Source organism: Streptomyces sp. MMCC 100, from assembly GCF_041538145.2.
Classification (GTDB): Bacteria; Actinomycetota; Actinomycetes; order Streptomycetales; family Streptomycetaceae; genus Streptomyces.
Genome location: NZ_JBGORK020000001.1, coordinates 3,990,692 through 4,009,419 on the forward strand (window position 1 = coordinate 3,990,692; position 18,728 = coordinate 4,009,419).

The window sequence follows — 18,728 nt, forward strand, 5'->3', positions numbered from 1 at the left end:
CCTCGCCCGGCTGTCAACCCTGACGATCGTCCAGGTCCGGTGTTGCCGTTCGGCTCGGGTTTCCGGCTGTTCGCGCTTCTACGTTCGGGGCCATGGAACAAGAACCGCGGAAGAAGGTACGAGCCGGCCGGCCGCTCGGCGCGTTCGCCGTCCTGGGCATGGGAGCGGGAGTCGTCACGTGGCTGTCCCCCGGCGGGCTGGGTGAAGCCGGTGCCGTCGAGGTCGGCGACGGGGTTTCGGCGTCCGCGTACCGGTCGGTGGCCGGGGCGTTGACGGATGCGCCGTCGTGGGTGGGCCCTCTCCTGGAAGTGGGCACCGAGGGCACGCTGGTGATTCTCGGAGTGTTGCTGGTCCGGGCGTGGTGGACGGCGATGCGCCGCCGAGACGCCCGAGGGATCGCCGGCTCCGTACTGGCCGGCCTCGGCACCGTCGCGGCCTACGCGGTGAGCGAAGCGGTGAAGCTCGTCGTGGACGAGGAGCGTCCGTGCCGTGCGCTGCGTGCCGGCGCCGAGTCGGTCGCGCCGTGCCCGGCGGCCGGGGACTGGTCGTTCCCGAGCAATCACGCCACCCTGGCCGCCGGGCTGGCCGTCGGACTCGCCGTGCTGCGGCCCCGGCTCGCGGTGATCACGTTGCCGCTGGCCGGGGCCGCCGCGCTGCTGCGCGTGCTGGTGGGTGTTCACTACCCGCACGATGTGCTCGCCGGTGCGACGCTCGGCGGCACCGTCGTGGCGGCGGTGCTCCTCGCGCTCCTGCCCCTCGCGCAGGGGGTGGCATCACGGCCGGGAAGGCTGCGGCGGAATGATTCCGGCCTCGTGGGCCACGACCGCGGCAGCGGCCCGGTTGTCGACGCCCAGCCTCGCCAGGACGGAACTCACATGGGCCTTGACCGTGCCCTCCACCACGTGGAGCCGCCGGGCGATCTGCCCGTTGGACAGGCCGCTTCCGAGGAGGGCCAGTACCTCTCGTTCCCGAGCGGTGAGGACGGCGACCCGGTCGCGGGCGGCGGAACGCCGACCGGCCAGGGAGCCGGCGCCCGTCGCGGCGAGGTGCGCGATGACCCGGGCCGCGACTTTCGGTGACAGGTAGGCGGCGCCTTCGGCCACCGCCCGGACTCCGGTGATCAGTTCCTCGGGCTGGCCCGACTTGATCAGGAAACCGGCCGCACCCCCGCCGAGTGCCTTGAGGATGTAGTCGTCCTCGCCGAAGGTCGTCAGCATGACGACACTCGTGCCCGGTACGGCGTTGCGGATCTCCGCGGCGGCGTCGATACCGTTGATTCCGGGCATGCGGATGTCGAGCACGGCCACCGCGGGACGATGGCGTCGGACCAGTTCCACGGCGTCGTGCCCGTCGGCGGCCTCGGCGACGACTTCGATGTCCGGATCGGTGGCGAGAACGGCGCGTACCCCGGCGCGGATCATCGGCTCGTCGTCGGCGATCAGCACCCGGATCATCGCGCGCTCACGGGGTGACCGTGTCCAGGGACACCAGGGTGTCCTTGCGGAAGCAGAGCCGGTAGGCGTCGCCGGACCGGTCGTCGAAGCGGTCGGCCGTCATCGCGTAGTACTCGCACGTGGTCCCGTCTCCTGACGTCTCGTCGGTCAGCGGTCGATGGTCGGTCTGCCGGCCCGGCAGGAGACGCTGTACCTCGGAACGAGGTTGCCCCACGTGCAGGCGGGCGTAGTCGCGTGGATCCAGGACCGACCGTGACGCCGACAGCATCTCCCGGACCAGGAGAGCTCCGCTCAGCAGGGCTCCCGTCACCAGGGGCACCATGAACGCGGCAACCAGGGTCCGGCCGACCCTGCGCCGGGCGCGGCGGTGCTCGTGCGACACCTCGTCACCGCGGGAGACAGGGCGCGCCCGGGACGGCCCCGGCGGCGAGGGGGCGTGCGGGACACGCGCGACAACGGCGTACCCTCCGTCGCGCGGGCCGTGGGCGAACGAACCGCCGGTCAGGCGCACACGTTCTTCGAGGCCGATCAGGCCACGTCCTCCCCCTGGAGGCCGGAGCCGCCGGTCGGCCTCGGGCGACGGGGGGCCGTTCTCCACGACGACCTCTGTGTCTGCCGCCGTATGCGTCACGCGGACGGTCACCCTCGCACCGGACGCGTGCTTGGCAACGTTGGTCAGGGCTTCCTGCACAATCCGGTGGGCCGCCCGCTCGACCACGGGCGGCAGGCCGTCCGCCTCGCCGTCGACGCGCAACGCGACCGCGAGTCCGGCCGCGGACGCCTCGGAGGTCAGCCTCGTGAGGCTGGAGCCGTCGGGGCCGGTCGGGGTCGTGTCGGTCTCCTCCCGCAGGACACCGATCACCTCGCCGAGACGTTCCACGGCGGCCGCGGCTCTGGCACGGATCTCCCCTGCGGCCCTCTGGTGGTGTTCCGCGAGGTCCGGCGCGAGTTTGAGTGCGCCGGCCGACAGGGCGATCAGGCTGAGGTCATGGCCGAGGACGTCGTGCATGTCCTGCGCGATGCGTGCCCGCTCGCGCATCCGGGCTTGATCGGCGATCAGTCGCTGCTCACGTTGCAGTTGGTCGGCGCGCTCCCACCCGGCCCGGACGAGCTGCCGGTACTGACACCAGAACCGGCCGGCGAACCAGGGCAGCATCGTGGCGGCGACCACCACCGTCACGAAACGGCCGGCCAGCGGGAGCCAGGCTGGAACGACGGACAAGGCCGTCACACTGGCCGCGAGAATCGCGACCAGGGCGAGCGCGGTCGGAGCCGTGCGTCCGGGCCGTCGGCCTGCGAGGAACGCGGTGGCGGCGGTCGGTACGGTCCACCACAGGTTCGTCACGCTCAGGCCCACACCCACCGCGGTGGCCGCCGTGAGAAGGGTTCCGGGGTCGCGTGCGTGCCGCAGAGCAGCGATTCCGGTCGCCGTCCCGTCGTCGGTCGTTGTGCTGTCCACGGAAGTGACGGTACGGACATCGGGAACCGTCGGACCACCGCCGAAAGTCCAATCCGCGCCGCCCCATGCCCTTGTGGGCGCCGGTGATCAGCGGAGCGGAGGCCGACAGGACCCGCCGGATTCATTCCAGGCCCAGCGGCAGGTCACGTCAGCTCTTGATGGCGACTCCGCAGACGGACACGTCGGCCGTGGGCTCCTCGGACTGGTCGGCGTCCGGGCGCCAGGCAGCCGTGGACACGACTCCCGGCTCCACCAGGGTCAGTCCGGCGAAGTAGGCCGCGATCTCTTGCGGGGACCGCAGGTGGTAGGTGTTGGCCGACTGCCCGTTGTAGGCCTCGACCGCCCTGTTGAGCGCCTCATTGCCGTTGGTGCCGTCGCTCAGGGCCAGGTAGCTGCCCGGGGGCAGCCCCTTCAGCAGCGTGTTCACCAGCTCCGCGGGACGCTCGGCGTCGGAGATCTGCCCGATGATCCCCAGCATGGTCAGCGCGACCGGGCGGCTGAGGTCCAGGGTCTTGGCGGCTTCCGCCAGGATCCGTTCCGGGTCCCGGACATCGGCGTCGATGTAGGCGCAGGCACCCTCTGGGCTGCTGGTGAGCAGTGCCTGAGCGTGTGTGAGCACGAGGGGGTCGTTGTCCACGTACACGATGCGGCTCTCCGGCGCGATGCGCTGGGCCAGCTCGTGCGTGTTGTCCGCGGTGGGCAGTCCCGTGCCGACGTCGAGGAACTGGCGGATGCCGGCCTCGCCTGCCAGAAAACGCACCGCGCGTGCCAGGAACCGGCGTTGCAGTCGGGCGACGGCGGCGAACTCCGGAAACGTCGTCAGGATGACGTCGCCGGCCTCGCTGTCGACTGGATAGTTGTCCTTGCCTCCCAGCAGATAGTTCCAGACACGGGCGGAGTGCGGACGGTCGGTCTGCAGTCTGGCCCTGACTTCTTCACTCGGATGACTCATGGGCAAAGCTTCACACAGAGCTGCGTGTCTTTGAGCCAAGTACCGCGCGTCCGTGCGCCATTGGGATCAGGTGGGCGGTGCGGCCGGGGACCGCAGACCGAGCCACTGCTCGGCGTCCCATGCCCGGAACCGCTCGACCTCGGTGAACCCCAGCTTTGCGGCAAGGCGCATCGAGCCGACGTTGGCGGTCTGGGTGGTGAGCACCACCGGCTCGCCGGGAAGGACGCCGTCGAGCCAGTCGAGTGCCGCCGCGCACGCCTCGGCGGCATACCCGAACCCCCACGCCCGCGGCAGGAACAGGTAGCCGAGATCGACCATCCCCACTGCGGCCGGGCGTTGGTGCTCCGATGCTCTCCTGAGTAGGATCTCGCCGATCATCGCCCCGTCGAGATCGACGACGAAACACCCGGGCCACCGCCCCGGCACCCCGGGCATCTCCCGCTCGAGCTCCTCACGCGGGCGGGGGCCACCGAGGTAGGTGTGGACCTCCGGCGACGCCAGCAGCTCGACGAACACCGCACGGTCCCGGACCTCGGACTCACGGAGCACGAGTCTCTCCGTCTTGATCGGCTCAGGCGGCCACGCGACGGGCCCCAGGTCTGACATGCGCGCAGGCTAACAGCCCGGGAGTGCCGTCGGCCGAGGATCAGCGCAGTCCGGCGAAGAGGTCGTTCTCCGGAACGGCCGCACCGGTGGTGTCCCGGACGCGTACGAAGGTCTCCATGCCCATCAACTCGCCGAACCTCTCCTTGCCCATCCTGAGGAAGAAGATGTTCTCGCCCTGACTGGCGTGCGCGGCCAGCGCGTCGAACTTCTGGCCACTGAACGCGGTGGTGTCGACCCAGGTGGTGATCTCGTCGTCGGGCAGGCCGATCTCGGCCATCGCGGCGGCCTCGGCGGGGTCCGGCTCCGGCATGTCCTCGCCGAACTCGCGCATGATCTCGCCGAAACGCCCCATCATCGAGCGGGGCGCCGTCGTCCAGTACACCTTCGGCGTCAATTCCGTCATCTCCAGTGCCGCCATCGTGATGCGGTGCGCCTGGATGTGGTCGGGATGGCCGTAGAAGCCGTTCTCGTCGTAGGTGACGACCACATCGGGCCGGTAGTGCCGCATGAGTTCCGCGAGTCGCGCGGCGCCTTCCTCCACCGGGGTCCGCCAGAAGGACCCGGGGGCGTCGTTGCTCGGCCAGCCCGCCATTCCGGAGTCGGCGTAGTCCAACACCTCGAGGTCGCTGACCTTCAGGACATCACAGCTTTCCTGGAGTTCCTGGCGGCGCATCGAGGCGACGGCCGCCGGATCGTGGCCCGGATCGCCCGGCTTGACACCCCCCGGTCCGTCACCGCAACCGCCGTCGGTACACGTCACGAGCACTGTGCGGACGCCCTCCGCCGCGTACCGCGCCAAGACACCGCCCGTTCCGGTGGCCTCGTCGTCGGGATGGGCGTGCACGGCCATGAGCGTCAGGGGTCGGTCCGTCATGAAAGTGTTCCTCCTGCAGACATACGTCTTGATCCGATGACGACGGGAATACAGCGATCCCGGACCCTACCTGTCGGGCGGGCAACCTCGTGGTCACCGTGTCCCCCGCCCACGGGGCGCCGGCCTCTCCGCCTGTGCAACAGCGCGGTCCGGCCCCGCTGTTCCCGATCCCTCCGAACCAAGAGGCGCGAAGTTCGCCGGCCTCCTGCGATTCACGATCTGGGCGAACGAGCGCCACAACGGCCAGATCGTCGCGCATCCGCGTGGCCTTCCGCCTGGGCAGACCGCCGACATCTTGGTCGGCCGGACCGGCGGGTGGCCGCGGCTCCCGGTAGGCATGCCATGGCCGACGACCAACTCGCAGACCCCGCTGCCGTTCGTCGCGTCCTTCGACTGTGCCGCACTTCCACGGGTCGATGATCTGCCGCTACCACCGGATGGCTCGCTGCTCGTCTTCCTGCATCACGAAGAGGCCTACGAGACCTGCGACCGCGGCGAGGAGCAGCAGCACGCGCGCAGCGTCCACGTTCCGGCCGGCACGGACACCGTGGCGGCGGCCCTTGCGGACTACCCCCGTTACCCCTTCACCACGCAGCGCGAGTTCATCGGCCCGGAGCAAGACCTGTTCGCCGTCGTCCACGCCGACCTCCCCGATTGGCTGGAGGACGAAGAGGAGGGTGAGGAGCTGTCTCCCTTCCAGAAGCAGCTTGCGCGCGACCTGCCGCACCGCCGGGAGCATTGCGCTCTGGTCGACCGGCTGTGGCCAGCCGGGAACTTCGCCACCTGCCAGCTCGGCGGTTACTCGTGGAACAAGGGTGAGCTTTCCCGAGACAGCCTGTACAGCGTCCCCGAGCTGTCGATCGCGGAGGAGATTTCCAAGCCCGGCAGGAGTCCAGCGACACGGTCATCGATCCGGAGCAGGAGGATTTCCTGGTGGAGGAGGAGTTGCAGCGCGTTGTGCGGGAGTGGATTCCACTCGTCCAGTTCGATCCTGGTCACGACGTCTACTTCGGCCGCTTCCTGATCCGTGTCGATGACCTCACCGCCTGCAGATTCGACCGAGCCGTCTCCTGGACCGAGTTCACCGAACAACGTCGGCGAGCCCGTAATACTCGTCGGACACGGCGGGAAGCTAGCAGAACAGCCGCTGACCTGTGAGAAGTTGCTAGTTGGTTCGGTCAACGGGCCGCCTCTGTTCGGGCGTGGCCGGGGCGGCCGGGGCCTGTGCGGCGGGTCGGGCCGCAGGAAGGCCGCGGCCCTTCGCCGGCGCCGGTGACCGCCCACGCCGCGTACGTCAGGGCGTGGGCATGGCGGACCCTGTGGGGTCGTCCGGGCCCGGTGTGTGGGGAAGGGGCCCCAGGGAGCTGCCCTCCCAGAGCAGCGCTCGCCATCCCTGATCGGGCGAACCGGTGAGGATGACGATTCCCGTGTTCGCCAGGGGATGCTGTGCGGCGTAGGCGATGTCCACGTTGCCGGCCCGCGCCGCCACCCACATACGGATCGCGGCACCGTGGCTGACCATCGCCACCGTCTCGGCGCCGTCCTCGTGCGCCTCGGCGACTACGGCGTCGAAACGGGCCAGCGCCTCCGCCCCGTTCTCGCCTCCGGGCATACGGAGCCCCACGTCCCCCGCGGACCAGGCGAAGGCGGTGTGCATGTAGGTGTGCGCCGCCTCGTCGTCGCCGCGCATTTCCAGATCGCCGGCGGTCAGTTCCCGGATACCGGCCCGGACCCGGACCTCCAGCCCGGTCGCGGCGGCCAGGGGTGCGGCCGTCAGCTGGGTGCGTACGAGCGTCGACGCGTACAGGGCGTCGATCTTCTCCGACGCCAGTGCGTCGGCCAGCACCGCGGCCTGTTCCTGGCCGAGGGAGGTCAGGCCGGGGCCGGGCTCCGCGGTGTCCAGGAGGTGCTTGAGGTTGGACGGGGTCTGGCCGTGCCTGATGAGCAGTAGACGCATGCGACGGGGGCTTTCCGGGGGACGACGGGACATGTCCACTCTGCCACGCTCCCCCGCCGACCCGCGGCTCCCCGGGGGCCGGCCGGGCGCGACGCCGCGTGCCCGCCCGGCTACCGAGCCTCACCAGTCGTGGACGGTACCGTCGCGAAGGCGGTTCACGGGCAGGTAGGCGGGCTCGTAGGGGAAGCGGGACGCCGCCTCGTCGTCGAGTTCGACCCCGAGGCCGGGGGCGTCGCCGGGGTGCAGGAGGCCGTCCTCGAAGCGGTAGGAGGTTCGGAACACCTCGAGGGTTTCCGGGGCGTGGCGCATGTACTCCTGGATGCCGAAGTTGTGTACGGCGAGGTCCAGGTGGAGGGCGGCCGCCATGCCCACGGGTGAGATGTCGGTCGGACCGTGCATGCCGGACTTGATGCCGTACACGGCGGCCATGTCGAGCAGCTTCCGTACGGCGGTGATGCCACCGGTGTGCGTCACCGCCGAGCGGACGTAGTCGATCAGCCGTTCGTGGAGCAACGTGGTGTAGTCGTGGACGGAGTTGAAAACCTCCCCGATGGCCAGCGGAGTGGTGGTGTGCTCCCGGATCAGCCGCAAGGCCCTCTGGTCCTCACCCGGTGTCGCGTCCTCCAGCCAGAACAGGTCGTAGGGCTCGAGGTCCCTGCCGAGCCGCGCGGCCTGGATGGGCGTCATGCGGTGGTGCCCGTCGTGCAGCAGCGGGAGCTCGGGGCCGAAGGTGTGCCGCACGGCTTCGAACACCGTGGGCATGTGGCGCAGGTAGGCGCGGGTGTCCCAGGTCTCCTCGGTGGGGCGCGGGTGAGCGGTGCGCGTACGCCGGGCGGGCTCGTAGTCGTAGCGCTCCCCTCCTCCGGCGGCGGAGGCGGCGACGCCGTACACGGAGTCGAGGCCGGGGATGCCGCTCTGGATCCGGACGGCCCGGAACCCGTCGGCCAGGTGCTCGCGCACCGAGTCGAGCAGTTCGGGTATGTCCCGGCCGGAGGCGTGGCCGTAGGCCAGCGCGCCCGTGCGGCAGGCGCCGCCGAGGAGTTGGTACACCGGCAGGCCGGCGGCCTTGCCCTTGATGTCCCACAGAGCGGTGTCCACGGCGGCTACGGCCGCCATCGTGACCGGGCCCCGGCGCCAGTACGCGCCCCGGTACAGGTACTGCCAGGTGTCCTCGATGGCATGCGCGTCCCGTCCGAGCAGCAGCGGGGCCACATGCTCCCGCAGGTAGGCCTCGACGGCCCTTTCGCGCCCGTTGAGGGTGGCGTCCCCCAGTCCGGTGAGCCCGTCCTCGGTGGTGATGCGCAGGGTGACGAAGTTGCGGCCCGGGCTGGTGACGACGACGTCGGCAGCGGTGATCTTCACGGGGTGCGTCCTCGGGGTCTCGGAGACGGCATTGTGGCCCATTCACGACCGAGTGTTCCGCGCTTCGCCAATGGAAGCAGAGCATCCGGCAACGACCACCCTTTTGCCCATCGCCGTCATCGTCAACGACATGAGCGCGTGCAGCAACGACGCCGCCCCGGCGCGCCGTCGTGCCGGAACCCGGACCCGGCGCGTTCCGGACACTTCAATTGCACTCGGCGTGCCTCGAGTTGGGCTTGATCCCAGGACTCTAGGGTGAGAGTCGCTCGAGCAGAATCGCGTCGGAGTCGAGTCGAGGTACACCGCCCGGCGACACGGACATGAAGGACGCCATGAAGATCGGTTTCGCCCTCCCCCAGTTCCATCGCCAGGCCTACGGCATCGCCCGGACGGCCGCGTTCGCGTCCGCGATCGAGGAGGCCGGGGGCGCCAGCCTCTGGGTGGGGGACCGCAATCTGGCCGCGGTCCACCCGGTCGTGGGCTACGGCGGGCAGGGGAACACCATCCCGGAGGAGCTGAATCCCGCCGCCGACCCGTTCGTCCTGCTCGGTGTCGCCGCCTCCGCGACCAGCCGTGTGCTGCTGGGATCTCATGTTCTGGTCGCTCCGCTGTACCCGCCCGTCCAGCTGGCCCGGTCGCTGACGACGATCGACCTGATCAGCGGCGGGCGGTTGCTCCCCGGCTTCGGGGTCGGCTGGTCTCCCGAGGAGTACCGGGCGGCGGGCGTGGACTTCAGGCGCCGCGGTGCCCGCATGGACGAACTGCTCGACGCCCTCCACGCCATCTGGACCACCGACCCGGCGCAGTACGAGGGTGATCAACTCTCGGTGCCCGAGCACCACTCACCCCTGAAGCCGGCGCGACAGCCCCGGCCGCCCTTCTACCTGGGCGCGCTGTCCGAGCGAGCCCTGCGTCGGGTCGCCCGCCGGGGCGACGGCTGGCTGCCGTTGGCGGTGGTCCCGAGTTACGTGGACGTGGACGGCCTCGTCGCGCAGCGTTCGCTGCTGGACGAGCTCGCCCGGCAGAACGGCCGCGACCCCCGCGCCATCGACACGGTGCTGCGGGTGAACATCGACGCGGGCACGAGCACGGAAAAGGTCGCCGACACCGTCAAGGAGGTCCACTCAAGGACCGGGATCGACCACTTCGTGGTCGACTCGATGTACGACGTGGACACTGTCGAGGGCTCCCTGGAGCACGCCCGGCGGATCCTCGAACTCGTCGGGAAGGGCTGAGCTTGTCACGACTCCTCCGGAAGCGAGTGGGACTGTGCTGCGCCGGACCGGCCGGCGACGGCGGATTGCCGCGGCGACCGGACACCACGGCACGGCGTCCTCGGCACCCGAGCGGTCAGAGCAGGTCCCGCGGCACCGTTTCGTTCCAGGTGCGGGAGAACACGCGGCGGCCCGCCTCGTAGCCGTCGAGGGTGGCGTCCACGAAGAAGCTCTGTTCGTCGCACGTGAGCCGGGTGTGGGTCACGACGCTGACGTCCCAGTCGTCCCTCCTGAAACGCATGGTCCACGTCGACTCGCCACGCGCCGAGGTGAAGTCGTCGGCGGTCGCCGCGTACCGTTCGTGAGCCCGGCGGCCGACGTCGACGCCGATGTCGTCGCAGCGGATCATGCCGCGGTCCTTCACGATGTCCAGTTCGGCGTCGTAGCCGATCAAGTCGCGCTTCACCTCCCAGCGTTCCTCCGGAGGGGTGAGCGTGGTCGTCGTCAGCGGCGGTGTTCCCTCCGGAGCGCCGAACGGGTCGGCAGGCGTGTCGTCGGGGCGGTGCGTCGGGCGGACGGGAAGGGTGAGCGTGCTGGACCGTTCGTGGACGCTCAGCTCGGCGGGCCTCGGCGGCGGCCAGGCGAGCGGCCAGTAGGAGCTGGACAGGGACAGACGGATCCGGTGTCCGGGCGGGAAGGACTGCGCCACTCCGTTGAGGTGGACCGTGGCCCGGTAGCGGCGGCCGGGTTCCAGCGGCTCGGGCTGCTCGGTGCTCTCGCAGCGTGTGAGGTTGAGCAGCCCGTAGGTCACCCGGGTCGCGGCACCGTCGGGGCGCACGTCGGAAAGACGCGCGGCCACCATGGCGACCGGTTCGGCGGCCGACAGGTCGAGCTCCACGGTCGGTGAGCCCAGGATCTCCAGCGTCTCGGTGAGCGGATCGGTCTCGAAGACGAGGGACCCCCCGTCCTCCTCGCGCTGGTCGTACGGCAGGTCGGGCGGCGCGTTGTAGGAGGCCCACTTCCCCGCGAACTGGCCGACGGACAACGGTGACCGCACGGTCAGCGCGTCGCCTGCCGCGGCTTCTTCGCCTTGGCCGGGCGCCTGCTCCACCGGGTCCTCGATGCGATGCCTGCTCAACGGGTGTGTGACCGCCTGGACGTTGGGCGAGGGCCAGGACGGCTCCGCGACCCAGCGCCCCGGCCGTTCCTCGTACGACGTGGACGGCGGCACACTGTCCTGCATCCACGTGCGCAGCATGGGGTCGTCCATGACCCCGTTGTCGACGCCCTTGAGCCAGTGGTCCCACCAGCGCACCACCTCCTGGAGGTAGCCGATGGCGGGGCCGGGTTCGCCGAGGTGGGGGAACTTGTGCGACCAGGGGCCGATCAACCCCTTGCGGGGTACGTCCAGGTTGGCGAGCAGCCGGGTGACGGCGTTCGAGTAGCCGTCCGCCCAGCCGCTGGAGGCGAGGACGGGGCACTGTACGGCCTGGTAGTCCTCGGCGACCGAGGCGTGCCGCCAGTAGTCGTCACGGCGCTGGTGCCGCAGCCATTCCAGCACCCAGGGCCGGGTGTGCTCCAGGCGTTCGTGCCACATCTCCCGCCAGCGGTCACCGACCACGGCGGGGTCGGGCGGGCAGGTGCCGTAGGCGAACATCGTGCCCGCCTCGGCCAGGTTGTCGGACAGCATGGCACCACCCATGTAGTGCATGTCGTCGGCGTGCCGGTCGTCCGTGAAGGACGCGATGACGATGGCCTTGAGGCTCGGCGGCTGCCGGGCCGCCACCTGGAGGGCGGCGAAGGCGCCCCAGGAGATGCCCATCATCCCGGTGCTGCCGTCGCACCAGGGCTGGTCGGCGAGCCAGGCCAGCACTTCCTCCGCGTCGCGCTGCTCCTGTTCCAAGTACTCGTCCCGGAGCACCCCCTCGGACTCACCGGTTCCGCGCAGGTCGACGCGGACGCACGCATAACCGTGTCCCGCGAGGTAGGGGTGGTGGACCGAGTCGCGGACGGCGGTGAGGTCCCGTTTGCGGTAGGGGATGTACTCCAGTACCGCGGGCACGGGTTCGTGGTCGGACGACAGGGGCCGCCACACGCGTGCCGACAGGTGAATGCCGTCGGACATGGGGATGACGACGTGTTCTTCTTCCTTCGTCTCGTGGGGCAGTCGGGTCACGTAACGCATGGGTCTGGCGTGCTCCTTATCGTCGCGGTCCCGCACCGGGCTCGTCGAAGCCGAGCCCGAGGGCCGCCACGCAGTGGTCGTACTTCCTGCGCAGTTCGTCCTCGTCGTCGCCGCCGGTGAAGATGTGCGCGACCTCGTAGCTGTAACTGTCCTGCTGGGAAAGGTCGGACAGCCGCCGGCCCTCCTCGGGCAGGACGTGGATCCGCACGCCCGGCGTCTCCTGCTCGATCCGCGCGATCGCCTCGGGCGAGGGCACGTTGCTCACCACACCGTCCGTGAACCAGCGGTAGTACCACTTCGCTGCCATCGCATAAGGGCCCTGCCGGTGGGGCATGGTCGGATCGGAACCGAGAGCGAGGGCCAGCATGGGATGGTGGTTGGGCACACCGTCCACGTACTGGAACAGCTCGGCGTGCGACTGGGAGTGGCGGGGGTTGATCTCGAGCAGATTGATCTGCTCGCTGCTCGGGTCGTAGAAGTACTCCACGCTGAAGGTCGCCGAGTCGAAGCCGATACGGCGCATCACGCGCTCGGTGACGTCGTGCAGCCGCGCGATCACCTGCGGGGGAAGGGCCGAGGGGTACTGGTGGCGCAGGAAGCACGCCGAGTCCGGATAGTCGATGGAGTCCAGGGTGCCGTAGACGGTCACCTCGCCCTGGTGCACGTAGCCCTCGACGGCGACCTGGATGCCCGAGCACTCCTCCTCGGCGAGGCACACGCGGCCGCCGACCCCGTCCATCTCGGCCGGCAGGTCGATGCGGTCGAGGATGCGCTCGAAGGGGCGGCCGACCCGGGAGATGCCTTCCCGGATCTCCGTGACGGCCTTGCGGAACTCCTCGTCGTCACCGACGCCGAAGGCGAGTTCGGACGAGTACGACAGCGCGGGCTTCAGCCACATCGGGAACCGCACGCCCTCCGGTGGGCTCGGCGGATCGCCCCGAAGGTCGACGCGGCCGAAACGCGGGTGGCAGTCGGTGACCTCCCGCTGTTCGAGCCTGCTCCAGTACTTGTGCTCGCACTTGACCACCGACTCCAGGCTGGTGGTGCGGGTGCCGTAACGCTCACCGAGGATCGGAACCAGGGTGCTGACCGGGAAGTCCCAGTACCCCACGATGGCGTCGATGCTTCCCTCGAAGGCGTCCAGCTCCCGCTGCGCCTTCTCCAGGATGTCGGGCACGGAGACCTCGCCGTCCTGGAGCTCCTCGACTGTCAGCAGGCCGTGGAAGCGCAGCGATTGGGCGCCCGGCACGGCCTGGAGCGTCGGCAGGTTCGCCTCGTCGAGACCGACGACGAAGACGTTCTTCGCGTTCTCATCGGACACGTTCTTTTCAGGTGCGTTCTTTTCAGGCACGACTCTCCTCTCAAGATCGACTGGGTACCCTTCCGAGCCCTGGACAACCTCCCGGCGTGGCTCAGGTCTGGCGCCGGCCTTCGTCTCGCCGGGTGCGAGTCCGTGGCCGTCGCGCCCGCGCGCCCTCAGTGGTCTCGTCATCCCGGCGAGCACGCCCCCCTCGGACGGCCCGAGCAGCAGCACCAGCGGCGGTACGGCAACGAGCCGGGCTCCTCACGGGCGGGTGAGCGGCCGCACCGGCCCTCGGTCCGGGGAAGTGCTCACGCCCCTGCCGCCGGCGACTGGGCCTCGTTGCTTCCGGTACGACGGAGCCGGTCGGTGCGCCGGGTGAGGGTGTCGATGCGGTCGGCCAGTTCGGGGTGGTGCGCGCCGAGGTGCTCGCGGGCATCGGACAGCGGCTCGATGAGGCCGGCGGCGTCGTCGCGGCCCAGTGCCTGGACGAGCGGAGTGCGAGCCTGGGCCGGCAGCCCCGTGAGTGCGGTGATCTGGCCGGCGAGCTGGCGCAGGTCCGCAGCGTTGCCACGGGCCCAGGTGGTGACGGCTCGGTCGGCGGCCCGGCGGTCGCGGGTGGCCTGGACGCGCTGTTCACCGGTGCTGCCGGGGGCGCCGGGCCGCAGGCGCAGGTAACGACGTTCGGCGGCCTGCCGGCTGGCGACGCCGAGGGGACGGGCGAGGTCGGCCCAGCTCGCCCCGGCTTGACGGGCGGTTTCGATCAGCCCCGTCTCCCACCCGGCGAGCTGGTCGCGCATCTCGCGCAGGAGCAGCAGTGCGGCGAGCGCCTGGTCGGAGCTGACCTCGCCACCGGGCTGCTTGCCACGCCGCGGTGCCTGGGCGCCGTGGACCGCCTCCTCGATCGCCGCCAGTGCTGCCTCGGCGGCGAGGAAGGACACGGGCTGGGATGCGGGTTCCCGCGGGTCTGCGGCCATGGTCACCTCCCGACACTGGTGTCATCGCGTTGATGACACCACCGGTTGTCATCCTTTCGATGACATGCTACAAGAAAAGCAAGAAGCAGCGCATGAGCGGATCTGCTCGAACTGGAGGTGTTTCACGATGCTGATGCGCACCGACCCCTTCCGTGAGTTCGACCGGCTCACCCAGCAGTTGTTCCCCAGCACGTCCGGAACCTGGTCGCGTCCGTCGGCGATGCCCATGGACGCCTACCGCGACGGGGACGTGTACGTGATCGCCCTCGACCTCCCCGGTGTCGACCGGGACGCGATCGACATCGACGTCGAGCGCAACATGCTGACCGTCCGGGCCGAACGTCGTCCCGCCGCCGCGGGTGACGAGGTCCAGATGGAACTCTCGGAACGCCCCTTCGGCGTGTTCTCACGCCAGGTGATGCTCGCGGACACCCTCGACACCGAGCGCATCAGTGCCGACTACGACGCGGGCGTACTCACCCTGCGCGTCCCGATCGCCGAGCGGGCCAAGCCGCGCAAGATCTCGATCGGTGCCGGCACGGACCACAAGGAGATCTCCGGCTGAGGCGGAGGCCGTGCTCCCGGCGGGCGGAGGACGGGACGTCCTCGTACCTCCCGTCCTCCGCCCCGCTCCCTCCCCGTCGGCTCGGCGTGGACCGAGGGAGGGGCATCGCCGACCCGAGCGCGGCCCGCGCATCCGGCGACTGGGACTTCCGTTCCCACCGCAACGGGCCGACCAGGCCCTGCCACCCCACAACTCAGAAAGGCGTCCTTCCCCGATGCAGTCCAAGGCGGCGCCGGCGACGATCACCACCGAGCCGGCCATGTCGTTCGTCCAGATGCTGGAGCAGGTCCGTTACCACGGCGCCTATCCCACCCGGGAGCGAGCCGAAGACGTCGTGTCCACCGTCCTGGCCGCTCTCGGCCGTCGCATCACCGGCGAGGAACGCGTCGAGCTGGCTGCCCGTCTCCCCCGCGAGGCGGCGCAGATCTTCGCCGCCCAGATCCCGGAGAGCGACCCGATGACCGGCTGGGCGTTCGTCAGGGACCTCGCCACTCGCACCGGCGGCACCCTCGCCACCACGCGCTGGGACGTCGGCTCGGTCCTGGGCGTCGTCGCCCGCCTCGCCGGCCCGGTGCTGCTCGACCGCGTCCTCGCCCAACTGCCCTCCGGCTACGCGATCCTCTTCGGCCGCGCGGAACTCACCCAGGCGGCCTGAGCCGCCCCGGCTGCGCACCGACCAGCTCCCGGGGCGCCGGCTGCCGGGTACCGCCCGGACCAGCGCCCCGCTCAGGGCAGTGGTGTCCCACCGGTCACGTTCAGGATTTCCGCGGTGACGTATCCGGCCTCCTGGGAGGCGAGATAGACGTACGCCGGGGCGAGCTCGGCCGGTTGCGCCGGACGGCCCAGCGGGCTCTGCTTCCCGAACTCGGCCGTGTCCGGCAGCGTCGCCGGGATCAACGGGGTCCACACCGGTCCCGGCGCCACCGCGTTCACACGGATACCGCGTTCAGCGACCATCTGGGCGAGTCCCTGCGTGAAGGTCACGATCGCGCCCTTGGTCATCGCGTAGTCCAGCAGGTGCGGGCTGGGTTTGTACGCCTGCACCGAGGTGGTGTTGATGACACTGCCGCCCTCGGGAATGTGCGGCAGCGCGAACTTGGACAGCCAGAACATGCCGTACAGGTTCGTCCGCACCACCCGGTCGAACTGCTCCGTCGTGATCGCCTCGATGCCGTCCGGCTGGGACATCTGATAGGCCGCGTTGTTCACCAGGATGTCGATGCCGCCGAACTCCGCCACGGCCCGGTCGACCAGCGTCCGGCAGTTCTGCTCCTCGCGGATGTCGCACGAGACGGCCACGGCCTTCTGCCCGGCATCCTCGACCAGGCGGGACGTCTCCCGTGCTTCGTCCCGCTCCTCCTCGAGGCAGGTGAACAGCACGTCGGCGCCCTCACGCGCGAAAGCCAGGGCAACCGCCCGGCCGATGCCGGAGTCACCGCCCGTGACGACGGCCCTGCGACCCACCAGACGCCCTGATCCGCGGTACGACTCCTCACCGTGGTCGGGCGGCGGGTCCATCGGCCCGGTCCAGCCCGGGTGCGGCTGGTCCTGGCCGGCGAAGTCCGGACGAGGATACTGATCAGTAGGGTCCTGCTGGCGATGCTGGTCGTCCGCCACGTCGATCTCCCGTGTCTCGTTACGGCGCGGTCAGCGACCGTGTGCCCTGACCCGGTGGTCCGAAAAGTCCGGCATCGGAACGGGAGCTCGGACGACAGCCTCAGCTCATGCCGGGTGCGTGCGACAACAGCTGCGCCACAGCGATGCCGGCCACCACGATGGCCGCCCGGAACGGCCACCGGCTGCGGGTCCCCGATCGCACAGCCGTACCCGCGACGGCGGCGACCACGGCTGCGGCCGTCAGTGCCCAGCCCGTGGCTCCGACCGTGCCGGGCGGACCCGCGGCGAGCACACCCACGGCTGCCAGCATCACGGCCGGCGCCAGCCATCGGCAGGCCGGACGGTCCAGCCGCTGGGGCAGCCCGCGCACACCGGTCACGAGGTCGTCCTCGATGTCCGGAAGCACGTTCGACAGATGGGCTCCCACACCGAGCAGGGCTGCCGCGGTCGTGGCCCACCAGGCGGGCCAGGCCGGCACGGGCGGGCCGAGGGTGACGAAGGCCGGCAGGGAGGCGAAGCCCGCGGCGTACGGCAGCGGTGACAGGACCGTGTGCTTCAGCCGCAGGTTGTACATCCAGCCGGCGGCCACGCCCCCCAGGTGCGTCGCTCCTGCGGCGACTCCGCACAGCAGGGACAGCAGTACGCACAGGACCAGCGCCGTCCCCGCCGCGGCGGCGGCAGCCGCACGCGGAAGCTCGCCGGTGCCCACCGGCTTGTCACCGCGTCGACAGGTCGCGTCACGCCGTGCGTCGACCGCGTCGTTGCACCAGCCGATCGACAGCTGGCCGGCGAGTACGGCCAGGCCTACGGCCGCCGAACCGGCCGGCCCGCGGCCCGCTCCCGCGGCCATGGCCGACACGAAGACGGTCACGGCGATCGCCGGTTCGGGGTGGCAGGCGCGCAGTAGCGCCAGGACTCTGCTCGACGAACGCGGGAGAACCCCAGACGGGTGGAGTGACACGTACGCACGGTAGTCGGCTCGCCGGCCGAGGAAGACATGGACGACATGCGTGTCCCCGTGATCGTCGAGCATGACCCTTCCCCGTCCGCTTCCCCCTCCACCGCGCGGCGTCCGGCGCCGCCGCCCACGGCGGGGCCCGTCATCGCCGCCGTGCGCTGCGCCCTGCCGCCGCATCGGTACGCCCAGGACGAGCTCACCGAGCCGATCGGCGACCTGTGCCTGCCCCCGGGGGCGGACCGCGCCGTACTGCGCCGTCTTCACGCCTCCGCAGGGGTGCGTACGCGTCATCTCGCGCTGCCGATCGAGCAGTACGCCCGTCTCGGTGACTTCGGGCGCAGCAATGACGCGTGGATCGAGGCGGGACTCCAACTGGGCGAGGAGGCCCTGACGGGCGCGCTGCGGGAGGCGGGACTGGGACCGGCCGACGTCGACCTGCTGGTGTTCGCCTCCATCACCGGCGTGGCCGCTCCGTCGCTCGACGCCCGGCTGGCGGGGCGCGTGGGACTGCGGCCCGACGTCAAGAGGCTTCCGCTGTTCGGCCTCGGCTGTGTCGCGGGCGCCGCCGGCCTGGCGCGGGTGCACGATCATCTTCGCGGGCACCCCGACGACGTCGCCGTGCTGCTCACCGTGGAACTGTGCTCGCTGACGCTCCAGCGGGGAGACGGCTCCCGTGCCAACCTCGTGGCCGGTGCGCTCTTCGGTGACGGCGCGGCAGCCCTCGTCGCACGCGGCGACGGCGACGGCAACGGCAACGGCAACGGCAACGGCAACGGCAACGGCAACGGCAACACGGACGCACACGCGGCCCGGCCGCACGTGGTCGCCACACGCAGTCACCTCTATTCGGGCACCGAACAGCTCCTGGGCTGGGAGATCGGCGCCTACGGCTTCCGCGTCGTGATCGACGCCGGTGTCCCGGACATCGTCCGGGGCCACTTCGGCCTGCACCTGCGCGCGTTCCTGGCCGAACACGGCCTGACCGTCGACGACATCGGCACCTGGGTCTGCCATCCGGGAGGCCCCAAGGTCCTGTCCGCGGTGAGCGAGACCCTCGGCCTGCCCGACGACGCCCTCGACTCCTCACGGCGCTCCCTCTCGGCGGTGGGGAACATGTCGTCCGTGTCCGTGCTGCACATCCTTCAGAGCATCCGGGCACGTCATCGACCGCAGCACGGTACGTGGGGTCTGCTCCTGGCGATGGGTCCTGGATTCTGTTCCGAAGTCGTGCTCCTGCGCTGGTGAGGT

Annotated in this window: 17 protein-coding genes and 1 pseudogene; 6 read left to right on the top strand and 12 right to left on the bottom strand. The window is 70.6% G+C overall.

The genetic code is table 11. The annotated features are described in order from the left end of the window. Positions 1–92 precede the first annotated feature (92 nt). A pseudogene (locus tag ABS735_RS18555) lies at positions 93–809 on the top strand (phosphatase PAP2 family protein); the annotation flags it as partial. Here ABS735_RS18555 and ABS735_RS18560 read toward each other — a convergent pair. The 5 genes from ABS735_RS18560 to ABS735_RS18580 all read right to left on the bottom strand — a co-directional run bounded on the left by ABS735_RS18560 (position 774) and on the right by ABS735_RS18580 (position 5,345). Next, positions 774–1,454, bottom strand: a complete 681-nt coding sequence (locus ABS735_RS18560) for a response regulator (protein WP_373903310.1) — start codon at positions 1,452–1,454, stop codon at positions 774–776. The pseudogene ABS735_RS18555 and the gene ABS735_RS18560 overlap by 36 nt on opposite strands. 7 nt (positions 1,455–1,461) lie before the next feature. Beyond that, entirely contained in the window at positions 1,462–2,913 is a 1,452-nt protein-coding gene (locus tag ABS735_RS18565) for a sensor histidine kinase (RefSeq protein WP_373903309.1), read from the bottom strand. A gap of 148 nt (positions 2,914–3,061) precedes the next feature. Next, a complete protein-coding gene (locus ABS735_RS18570; RefSeq protein WP_373903308.1) occupies positions 3,062–3,865 on the bottom strand; it encodes an SAM-dependent methyltransferase in 804 nt (267 codons plus the stop codon). A gap of 66 nt (positions 3,866–3,931) precedes the next feature. Continuing rightward, positions 3,932–4,471: a GNAT family N-acetyltransferase gene (locus tag ABS735_RS18575; RefSeq protein ID WP_373903307.1), complete on the bottom strand. Its 540-nt coding sequence runs from the start codon at positions 4,469–4,471 to the stop codon at positions 3,932–3,934. 40 nt (positions 4,472–4,511) lie between these two features. Next, positions 4,512–5,345 carry a PIG-L family deacetylase gene (locus ABS735_RS18580; RefSeq protein ID WP_373903306.1) on the bottom strand — a complete coding sequence of 278 codons (834 nt, stop codon included), beginning with the start codon at positions 5,343–5,345 and terminating at the stop codon, positions 4,512–4,514. Positions 5,346–5,640: 295 nt separating this feature from the next. Between ABS735_RS18580 and ABS735_RS18585 the strand changes: the two genes are divergently transcribed. Then, entirely contained in the window at positions 5,641–6,369 is a 729-nt protein-coding gene (locus ABS735_RS18585) for a DUF1963 domain-containing protein (RefSeq protein ID WP_373903305.1), read from the top strand. A gap of 270 nt (positions 6,370–6,639) precedes the next feature. Here ABS735_RS18585 and ABS735_RS18590 read toward each other — a convergent pair whose 3' ends face one another. Both ABS735_RS18590 and manD read right to left on the bottom strand, forming a co-directional pair. Beyond that, on the bottom strand, positions 6,640–7,302 hold the full coding sequence (locus ABS735_RS18590; RefSeq protein ID WP_373903304.1) for a histidine phosphatase family protein: 663 nt from the start codon (positions 7,300–7,302) through the stop codon (positions 6,640–6,642). 120 nt (positions 7,303–7,422) lie between these two features. Continuing rightward, on the bottom strand, positions 7,423–8,664 hold the full coding sequence (gene manD, locus ABS735_RS18595) for a D-mannonate dehydratase ManD (protein WP_373903303.1): 1,242 nt from the start codon (positions 8,662–8,664) through the stop codon (positions 7,423–7,425). Between the two features lie 332 nt (positions 8,665–8,996). Here manD and ABS735_RS18600 point away from each other — a divergent pair, with 332 nt between their 5' ends. Then, complete coding sequence (locus ABS735_RS18600; RefSeq protein ID WP_373903302.1) at positions 8,997–9,899, top strand: TIGR03619 family F420-dependent LLM class oxidoreductase; 903 nt, start codon at positions 8,997–8,999, stop codon at positions 9,897–9,899. A gap of 115 nt (positions 9,900–10,014) precedes the next feature. On the opposite strand, the gene ABS735_RS18605 is transcribed toward ABS735_RS18600, so the two are convergent. The 3 genes from ABS735_RS18605 to ABS735_RS18615 form a co-directional block, all read right to left on the bottom strand. After that, on the bottom strand, positions 10,015–12,063 hold the full coding sequence (locus ABS735_RS18605; protein WP_373903301.1) for a CocE/NonD family hydrolase: 2,049 nt from the start codon (positions 12,061–12,063) through the stop codon (positions 10,015–10,017). A gap of 16 nt (positions 12,064–12,079) precedes the next feature. Beyond that, the gene (locus ABS735_RS18610) at positions 12,080–13,384 is read right to left on the bottom strand and encodes an ATP-grasp domain-containing protein (protein WP_373903300.1); all 1,305 of its coding nucleotides are present in this window, start codon (positions 13,382–13,384) and stop codon (positions 12,080–12,082) included. Between the two features lie 290 nt (positions 13,385–13,674). Beyond that, positions 13,675–14,340, bottom strand: a complete 666-nt coding sequence (locus ABS735_RS18615; protein ID WP_373903299.1) for a type III effector protein — start codon at positions 14,338–14,340, stop codon at positions 13,675–13,677. A 127-nt stretch (positions 14,341–14,467) separates the two neighbouring features. On the opposite strand from ABS735_RS18615, the gene ABS735_RS18620 reads away from it, so the two are divergent. Together ABS735_RS18620 and ABS735_RS18625 are read left to right on the top strand one after the other, a co-directional pair. Beyond that, the gene (locus ABS735_RS18620) at positions 14,468–14,905 is read left to right on the top strand and encodes an Hsp20/alpha crystallin family protein (protein WP_373903298.1); all 438 of its coding nucleotides are present in this window, start codon (positions 14,468–14,470) and stop codon (positions 14,903–14,905) included. A gap of 214 nt (positions 14,906–15,119) precedes the next feature. Next, a complete protein-coding gene (locus ABS735_RS18625) occupies positions 15,120–15,560 on the top strand; it encodes a DUF2267 domain-containing protein (protein ID WP_373903297.1) in 441 nt (146 codons plus the stop codon). Positions 15,561–15,631: 71 nt separating this feature from the next. On the opposite strand, the gene ABS735_RS18630 is transcribed toward ABS735_RS18625, so the two are convergent. Both ABS735_RS18630 and ABS735_RS18635 read right to left on the bottom strand, forming a co-directional pair. Beyond that, positions 15,632–16,522 carry an SDR family oxidoreductase gene (locus tag ABS735_RS18630; RefSeq protein WP_373903296.1) on the bottom strand — a complete coding sequence of 297 codons (891 nt, stop codon included), beginning with the start codon at positions 16,520–16,522 and terminating at the stop codon, positions 15,632–15,634. Positions 16,523–16,622: 100 nt separating this feature from the next. Further along, a complete protein-coding gene (locus tag ABS735_RS18635) occupies positions 16,623–17,483 on the bottom strand; it encodes a UbiA family prenyltransferase (protein WP_373903295.1) in 861 nt (286 codons plus the stop codon). A 45-nt stretch (positions 17,484–17,528) separates the two neighbouring features. Between ABS735_RS18635 and ABS735_RS18640 the strand changes: the two genes are divergently transcribed. Beyond that, entirely contained in the window at positions 17,529–18,725 is a 1,197-nt protein-coding gene (locus ABS735_RS18640) for a type III polyketide synthase (RefSeq protein WP_373903431.1), read from the top strand. The last annotated feature ends 3 nt before the right edge of the window (positions 18,726–18,728 follow it).